Origin of the sequence: Thiocapsa sp., assembly GCF_022340925.1 — a bacterium.
Taxonomy (GTDB): domain Bacteria; phylum Pseudomonadota; class Gammaproteobacteria; order Chromatiales; family Chromatiaceae; genus Thiocapsa.
The window spans coordinates 37,303-45,631 of record NZ_JAJDNA010000072.1; the positions used below are offsets into that span (position 1 = coordinate 37,303).

Annotated in this window: 7 protein-coding genes; 4 read left to right on the top strand and 3 right to left on the bottom strand. The window is 66.1% G+C overall.

From position 1 onward, the window contains the following. Nucleotides 1–15: 15 nt before the first annotated feature. Together LJE61_RS09110 and LJE61_RS09115 are read right to left on the bottom strand one after the other, a co-directional pair. On the bottom strand, nt 16–345 hold the full coding sequence (locus LJE61_RS09110) for a cupin domain-containing protein (protein ID WP_296910951.1): 330 nt from the start codon (nt 343–345) through the stop codon (nt 16–18). Next, on the bottom strand, nt 345–4,202 hold the full coding sequence (locus LJE61_RS09115) for a DUF3683 domain-containing protein (protein WP_296910949.1): 3,858 nt from the start codon (nt 4,200–4,202) through the stop codon (nt 345–347). Before LJE61_RS09115 ends, LJE61_RS09110 begins: the two co-directional genes overlap by 1 nt. A 164-nt stretch (nt 4,203–4,366) precedes the next feature. Here LJE61_RS09115 and LJE61_RS09120 point away from each other — a divergent pair, with 164 nt between their 5' ends. From LJE61_RS09120 to ubiV, 4 genes are all read left to right on the top strand, one after another. Then, nucleotides 4,367–4,927 carry a Uma2 family endonuclease gene (locus LJE61_RS09120; RefSeq protein WP_296911661.1) on the top strand — a complete coding sequence of 187 codons (561 nt, stop codon included), beginning with the start codon at nt 4,367–4,369 and terminating at the stop codon, nt 4,925–4,927. A gap of 56 nt (nt 4,928–4,983) precedes the next feature. Next, entirely contained in the window at nt 4,984–5,958 is a 975-nt protein-coding gene (gene mnmL / locus LJE61_RS09125) for a tRNA modification radical SAM protein MnmL/YtqA (protein ID WP_296911663.1), read from the top strand. Between the two features lie 18 nt (nt 5,959–5,976). Further along, the gene (ubiU, locus tag LJE61_RS09130; protein WP_296911665.1) at nt 5,977–6,972 is read left to right on the top strand and encodes a ubiquinone anaerobic biosynthesis protein UbiU; all 996 of its coding nucleotides are present in this window, start codon (nt 5,977–5,979) and stop codon (nt 6,970–6,972) included. A gap of 166 nt (nt 6,973–7,138) precedes the next feature. Further along, nucleotides 7,139–8,059, top strand: coding sequence for a ubiquinone anaerobic biosynthesis protein UbiV (gene ubiV, locus LJE61_RS09135; protein WP_296918197.1), 921 nt, complete (start codon nt 7,139–7,141; stop codon nt 8,057–8,059). Nucleotides 8,060–8,133: 74 nt separating this feature from the next. Here ubiV and ubiT read toward each other — a convergent pair. Beyond that, a partial coding sequence (ubiT, locus tag LJE61_RS09140) for a ubiquinone anaerobic biosynthesis accessory factor UbiT (RefSeq protein ID WP_296918199.1) occupies nt 8,134–8,329 on the bottom strand: 196 nt, incomplete at its 5' end.

The following is an 8,329-nucleotide window of genomic DNA, read 5'->3' on the forward strand; positions in this document are numbered from 1 at the left end:
TCCCGCCGATCCCTGTCAGCCCAAGGGAGGCGGCCCGCGACGGATATGGACCGCCAGCCAGAGGCAGCGGGGCTCCGTCGAGGTCGTCACGACCCGATGCGGCGTCCGCGCCGGGATGAAACGATAGTCCCCCGGCCCCATCCGAACCGTCTCGCCATTCACCCAGAGCTCCGCCTCGCCGCGGAGCAGACAGACCCATTCGTCCTGGACCTGATCATAGAGAACAGGCTCCGGGGTATCGCTGCTCAGGATGCGCTCGATGCGGACATTGGCGCAGGACAGCAGCTCATTGAACGCCTCCCCGCGCTCGATCTCAGGCAGATCGCGAAACAGATTCCCGTTCACTACAGCAACACCCGCTCGATGCCCCCGTCCTGCACCCGCTCAAGGAATCGCTGCTGCCAGCCCTCACCAAGCAGCCGCCGGGCCAGCTCAACCACGATATACTCGCTCTTGAGCCCCGTGTCGTCCGCATATCTGGCCAGACCCTGCTGGCAGGCCGGACAGGCGGTGAGCAGCTTGATCTCACCGCCCGAGACACGCTCCCGCCCGGTGATCGCCCGGATGCCGGCGGTGAGCTCCTCCTGCTTGCGAAACCGCACCTGATTGGCGATATCGGGACGCGCCGTGCCAAGTGTCCCCGCCTCGCCGCAGCAGCGCTCCGAGAGCACCACCGGCTGGCCGGCCAGACTCGACGCGACCTTGAGCGGCGCATGGGTCTTCATGGGCGAGTGACAGGGGTCGTGATAGAGATACTGGACGCCTGCGACACCCTGGAGGCTCACGCCCCTCTCCATGAGCCACTCGTGGACATCAAGCAACCGGCAGCCCGGAAAGATCTGCTCGAACTCGTACTTGAGCAGCTGATCCATGCAGGTCCCGCAGGACACGACAACAGTGCGGATATCAAGATAATTCAGTGTGTTAGCGACCCGATGGAAGAGGACCCGGTTCTCCATGGTGATCCGGCGACCACGGTCTTCCAGGCCCGCAGCGCGCTGCGGGTAGCCGCAGCAGAGATAGCCGGGCGGCAGGACCGTCTGCACGCCCTGCGCACAGAGCATCGCCAGGGTCGCGAGCCCGATGTCGGAGAAGAGCCGCTCGGAGCCGCACCCCGGGAAGTAAAAGACCGCCTCGGCATCCTCTGCCGCGACCCCAGGATCTCGCAGGATGGGCACCTGGGTTCTGTCCTCCAGCCCGAGGATCTGCCGGAAGGTCCGTTTCGGCAGGTCGACCCGGATGGGGCGGCTGACCAGCTCCAGCACCTGGCTGGCGAGCATCGGCGAGCGGCTCGTGGCGCCCGGTCGGCTGGCGCGCCTGGCAGTGAGACGCAAGGCTTTGGCCAATCGATGGGCCAGATTAATCCCCGCAAAGCCCCATTCGGCGAGCCCCTTGCGCAGCAGCCGAATCGCATACGGGTCGGTCACATTCAGGAAGCGCATCGCCGCCCAGGCCCCGAGGCTGAAGCGCTTGTGGCCCCGCTCCACCAAGATTCGCCGCATGCGCATCGTGACATCGCCGAAGTCGATGTCGACCGGACAGGGATTCAGGCACTTGTGGCAGATGGTGCAGTGATCCGCGACATCGTTCATGGCTTCGAAGTGATGCAACGAGAGGCCACGCCGGGTCTGCTCCTCGTACAGGAACGCCTCGACGATGAGGCCCGTTCCCAGGATCTTGTTACGGGGCGAGTAGCTGAGATTGGCCCGCGGCACGTGGGTCATGCACTTGGGTTTACATTTACCGCAGCGCAGACAGTGCTTCACGTCGTCGTTGAGGGCGCCGAGCTCGGTCTCCTCGAGGATGATCGCCTCCTGCTGCACGAGGCGCAGGGAGGGCGTGTAGGCGCCCTCCAGCCCGGATCCAGGCATCAGCTTGCCCGGATTGAATCGGGCATGCGGATCGACCTGCTCCTTGTACGCGACAAAGGCGGCGAGCTTCTCGGGCTCCAGGTATTGAAGCTTGGTGATCCCGATGCCGTGCTCGCCCGAGATGACGCCGCCGAGCCCAGTCGCGAGCGCCATGATCCGCGCGACCAGGCGATCGGCCTCCTGAAGCATCGCATAGTCCGAGGAGTGCACCGGGATGTTGGTGTGCACGTTCCCGTCGCCCGCGTGCATGTGCAGGGCGACGAAGAGGCGCGAGTCCCGGACCCGGCGATGGATCTCCGTGAGTCGCGCACGCACGCGGGCCAAGTCATGGCCGGCGAAGATCTCGTCCAGTCGCGCCGCAACCTCCTTGCGATAGCACTGGCGCAGGTCCCGGCGGAGCATCATGGCAAGCAGGCTGTCGTCTGCGCGAAGCAGTGCCTTCTCTTGCTCGCGCAGCAGATCGAGGTGACCCGCGGCGGGCTCGTCCAGGGACGCCAGGATCCGTTGCCAGCGCTGGCGGGCGGCCTGCACCGCCTCGCGCGCGACCTCACGCTTCGCGCTGAGGATGGCGGCGGCTTCGGCCGAGTCCGCGTAATCGCCCTCTGACCGCGCCTCCGACAGGTCTCCGGCCAAATAGGTGAGCACGGCCTCCATGACCGCATCCTTGTTGCGGATGGACTGCTCGATGTTGAGCCGCTCGATGCCGCGGCTGTAGTCACCCAGGCGCTCCAGCGGGATAACCACATCCTCATTGATCTTGAAGGCATTGGTGTGGCGCGAGATCGCCGCGGTGCGGGCGCGGTCGAGCCAGAAACGCCTGCGCGCCTCAGGGCTGGCGGCAATGAATCCCTCCCCGTCCCGCGCCTTGCTGAGAGTGACCACCTGCTCGGCCGCTGACTCGACCGCAGCCTCGTCGTCGCCGACCAGGTCGGCGATCAGCACCATCTTGGGCAGCTCTCGCCGGGCCGCCTTGGTGGTGTAGTCCACGGCGCGGACATAACGCTCGTCCAAGTGCTCGAGGCCGGCCATCTGCACGCCCGGCAGCGCCTCGAGAGCGGCCTTGATCTCGACGATGGCCGGCACCGCGACGTCGAGGTCGGTGCCGAAAAACTCCAGGCAGAGGGTGCGCACATGGTCCGGCATCCGATGCAGCACAAAACGCGCAGAGGTGATGATCCCGTCACACCCTTCCTTCTGGACCCCCGGCAAACCGGACAGGAACTTGTCCGTCACATCCTTGCCCAGACCTGCCTTACGCAGGGACCCACCCGGCATCTCGAGAAGCTCGGGCTCGCCTTTGGGCGTGACCCCGTCAGGCTGAAACCGCCAAATGCGGAACCGCACCCAAGGTTGATCATGGATCTTGCCAAGGTTGTGATCCAGGCGCTCGACCTCGAGCCAATCCGCATCCGGGGTGACCATCCGCCAGGAGGCCAGATTGTCGAGGGCCGTGCCCCAGAGCACCGCCTTTTTGCCGCCCGCGTTCATGGCGACATTGCCGCCGATGCACGAGGCGTCCTGCGAGGTCGGGTCCACCGCGAAGGCGAGGCCGTGGCCGTCCGCGAGATCAGAGACCCGCCGGGTCACCACGCCGGCGCCGCAGCGAACAGTCGGCACCGTCCCTGCCACGCCGGGCAGGGCGATGTGCTCGACGGCCGAGAGATTCTCGAGCTTCTCGGTGTTGATGATCGCGGTCATCGCCCGCAGCGGCACCGCTGAGCCGGTGTAGCCGGTCCCACCGCCGCGCGGGATCAAGGCCAGACCGCAGTCGATACAGGCGCGAACGATGGGGGCAACCTCGGCCTCGGTGTCCGGCGAGATCACGACAAAAGGCATCTCCACGCGCCAGTCGGTCGCATCGGTGGCATGCGCGACCCGCGCCAGCCCGCCGAAGTCCAGGTTGTCCCTGCGCGTGATCCCGGCAAGCGCCCTTCTGAGACGCGCACGCTGTGCCGTCTCGTGCTCGAACCAAGACCCGAAGCGCTGCACCGCCGCACGCGCCGCTTCCAATAGCTCAGCGGCTTGCCGGTTGTTGTTCAGACGCCGCTCGAACTGATCGAGGCGATGCGCCAGCGCCTGCAGCAGCAGGCGGCGACGCTCGGGGTTCTCAAGGAGGTCGTCCTGCAGGTAAGGGTTGCGGGTGACGACCCACATGTCTCCCAGCACCTCGAAGAGCATGCGCGCCGAGCGCCCGGTCCGGCGGCTCCCGCGCAACACCTCGATCAGATGCCACATGGGCTCGCCGAGGAAGCGGATGACGATCTCCCGGTCGGAGAAGGAGGTGTAGTTGTATGGGATCTCGCGGATCCGTGCCTGGGCTTCCGAGGTCATGTGAGACTGGACATTGGGAATTCTCGCATCGCACAAAATGGTAACGCAAAGGCATGCGGCGATGACCATGAGAACTCAGTGGCTCAGGGAGGCAGTCCCGAGCACTGCAATCCCGCGGATGCGCTAAGCTTTCATTCAATCGTTACCGAACCGCTTCGCACTCCATGGGCCTGCCGCAACCGACGACCCGCTTCAGCGCCGAGGACTATCTGGCTTGGGAGCTCGAGCAGCCTAGCAGGCACGAGTTCTTTCATGGGGAGGTCTTCGCCATGGTGGGTGCCTCGCGACGTCATGTCACCGTCGCGGTGAACCTCGTGTCGGCGCTCGACCAGGCGCTCGAAGACACCCCATGTCGGGCTTACATGTCGGATATGCAGCTGCAGGCGCGCCCGGACGAGGCCTATTTTTACCCGGACGTCTTGGTCACCTGTGATCCGGATGACCATCGCGCAGAACGGCTCGTGCGCGCGCCGATCCTCGTGATCGAGGTGATCTCTCCATCCACGGCAAGTTTCGACCGCGGCGAAAAATTCGCCGCCTATCGCCGTATCCGCTCGCTCCGCGAGTTTGTCCTCGTCGATCCGGAGCGGAGATCGATCGAGCTGTTCCGGCGTGCCGACGACGACGTCTGGGAGCTGCGCGACATCGCCCCGGATCAGCCCCTCGAGCTGACGAGCCTTGACGTTGAGATCCCCGTGGGGCGGATCTTCAGGAATCTCGATTGACCTTCCATTGACTTGGGTCAAACGGCAGTCTGGCGATCGCGGTTAGGTTTGCTCGGATGCCCGCTCCCACGACCCAGCACCGCGTCCTCAGCGACCGCGTCAACACCTTCGGCCAGTACCTGCTCGATCGCTACGGGCAGCGGGTACACAAGCTTGCCCTCCACGCAGGATTTACCTGCCCCAACCGCGACGGGCGCAAGGGCGTCGGTGGCTGTACCTTCTGCAACAACGTCTCCTTCAGCCCGAATGCGAAAGAGCCCGCGCCGATCGCGGTCCAGCTCGACGCCGGACGCGCGGTCCTCGCCCGCCGCACCGGGGCACGCCGGTTCATGGCCTATTTCCAGGCCTACACCAACACCTACGACACGATCGACGCCCTGCGCCAGCGCTACGACGCCGCGCTCGTCCACCCGGACGTGATCGGGCTGTCGGTCGGGACCCGCCCGGACTGCGTGCCGGAGGCCGTGCTGGACCTGCTCGCCCGCTATCGCGCCCGCGGCAGGGAGATCTGGCTCGAGCTGGGCCTGCAGTCGGCGGACGATCGCACCCTCGAGCGCGTGAATCGCGGGCACGGGTTCGACGACTTCCGCACCGCGGTCACCGCCGCCCGCCGCCGCGGAATACCCGTATGCGCCCACCTCATTGTGGGCCTGCCGGGCGAGGGACGCACCGCTGCCCTGCGGAGCCTGGAGCGCGTGCTCGAGCTTGGTGTCGAAGGGCTCAAGGTCCATCCGCTTCATGTGGTGCGCCACACCCGCCTCGCGCTCGACTGGCGCGCCGGCGACTATGTTCCGCTCAGCCTGGATAAGTACGTCTCCATCTGCGCCGATCTCGTGGAGCGCACGCCGCGCGAGGTGACCTATCATCGCCTCACCGGCACCGCCGCACGCGAGATTCTGCTCGCACCCGACTGGTGCAGCCGCAAGTGGGCGGTCCTGAATGCCATTGAGGCCGAGCTCTATCGCCGCGGCTCGCGTCAAGGCGATCGCGCCGCACCGCCCGCCGCTCCCAAGCTCGCAAGCACGGCCTGACCCCGGAGGAAAACCCGTATGGAGCTCGTCTGTCCCGCCGGCAACCTGCCGTCGCTCAAGGCCGCCGTCGACAATGGCGCTGACGCGGTTTATCTCGGTTTCCGCGATGACACCAATGCACGCCACTTCGCCGGACTGAACTTCGGTGACAAACAGATCCGTGACGGACTGAGATACGCGCACGACCGCAAGGTCAAGGTCTTCGTGGCCGTCAATACATACGCCCAGCCGAGTGGCTGGGAGCGCTGGAGGGCGGCGGTCGACCGCGCTGCTGAGCTCGCGGTGGATGCGCTGATCCTGGCCGATATGGGCGTGCTCGACTATGCGGCCGAGCGACACCCCAGCCTCAACCTGCATCTGTCGGTGCAGGGCTCGGCGACCAATCCCGCCGCGATCGGCTTCATGCAACGCCATTTCGGGATTCGCCGGGTCGTCGTCCCGCGCGTCCTCTCCCTTCCCCAGGTCGCGCACCTGATCGAGAACGTGGCGGTCCCGGTCGAGATCTTCGGCTTCGGCAGCCTCTGCGTCATGGTCGAAGGACGCTGTCTGCTGTCGTCTTACGCCAGCGGTCAATCACCCAACACCTACGGCGCCTGCTCGCCGGCCGCCCATGTGGAATGGCGCGATACCCCCCAGGGTCAGGAAACCCGACTCGGCGGCGTCCTCATCGAGCGTCGAGGACACGGCGAGCCCGCGGGCTATCCGACACTCTGCAAGGGCCGATACGCGGTCAACGGCGAGATTCGCCATGCCATCGAGGCGCCCACGAGCCTGAACACGCTCGACATCCTGCCGGACATCCTCGCCGCCGGGGTGAGCGCCATCAAGCTCGAGGGTCGCCAGCGCAGCACGCGCTACGTCGCGCAGGTCACCCGTGTCTGGCGCGAAGCCATCGATGCCTGCCAGCGCCATCCCGGGGCGTTTCGGCCGCAGGCATCCTGGCACCAGACCCTCGCCCAGGTTTCGGAGGGCGCACAGACCACCTTGGGTCCCTATCATCGGCCATGGCATTGAACAGCGTCGCGTGCCGCCGACGCGATTGACGTCTCGGCCCGGCTTCGCGAGCATCTTCGGCTGCCCCGGCGGATGCAGCTCAACGTTGATCTTATGTTTCATGAGTTGAATCGCCGCGACACGATCGAGCCACCCACCTGTCCGGACGACGATGACAATCGATCCAATGCAGACATCACCCCTCCCCCGTCTCGCGCTCGGCCCCCTGCTCTATCACTGGCCACGCGAGCGGGTCCTCGATTTCTATGCCGAGATGATCGAGACGCCGGTCGACGTCATCTATCTCGGGGAAACCATCTGCTCCAAGCGGCGTCTCCTCCGCCCGGAGGATTACTGGGAGCTGGGCGAGCGGGTCATCGCGGCCGGCAAGCAGGCGGTCATCTCGACGCTGGCGCTGATCGAGTCGGACGGCGAGCTCAAGACCCTGCGGCGGATCTGTTCCGAGGAGCGCTTTCTCATCGAGGCCAATGACCTGGCCGCACTCGAGTTTCTCGAAGGACGCCCCTTCGTCGCCGGCCCCTCGATCAATCTCTACAACCAGCGCACACTCGCCTTTTTAGCCGCACGTGGTCTCAAGCGCTGGGTCCTGCCGGTCGAGCTCGGCCGGCAGACCGCCGCCGACCTGCTGGCCGTGCGCGCTGACGGGGTCGAATGCGAGCTGTTCGCCTTCGGGCGCCTTCCGCTCGCCTACTCGGCCCGGTGCTTCACCGCCTACAACCGCAATCTGGCCAAGGATGACTGCCAGTTCTGCTGCCTCGACTATCCGGATGGCCTGCTGGTCGCAACCCAGGACGGCGAGCCCTTCCTGGCACTCAACGGGATTCAGACCCAATCGGCCGGGACCCATAACCTCCTGCCCATGCTCGACGACCTCACCCGGCTCGGCGTCGACCTCCTGCGCATCAGCCCGCAGTCTGAAGGCACCGGGGACGTGATCGAGGTCTTCAGCGCCTGCCTCGCGGGCAGGATGGACCGGACGGCCGGACTGTCCAGACTGCGCGACCTGGCGCCTTCAGGCCTCTGCGACGGCTATTGGACGGGTCACGCCGGCATTGCCCACACGCACCTCGGCGAAAGGGTCCGATAGGGACCGGGGACGACATCGACCTCGGCACCCGTTCCACGACTGTGATCACGGAGCCCCCTTCTCCCGTCCGGCGGTCAATCTCGCGAAAAGCCCAGGCCGGCGATGCGGTCCAAAGCCCGGGTCAGCGGCGCCCACCGCGCTGGAGGCTCGAAGGCATCGAGGAAGTTCTTCAAATAGAGCCCCACCTCCGTGTCGCCGGACATGCGCAGCCGCCGCTGGAAGAACAGGGTGTCGGCATCTTCTCGGCGTGCCGCGAGGAGCATGAACTCG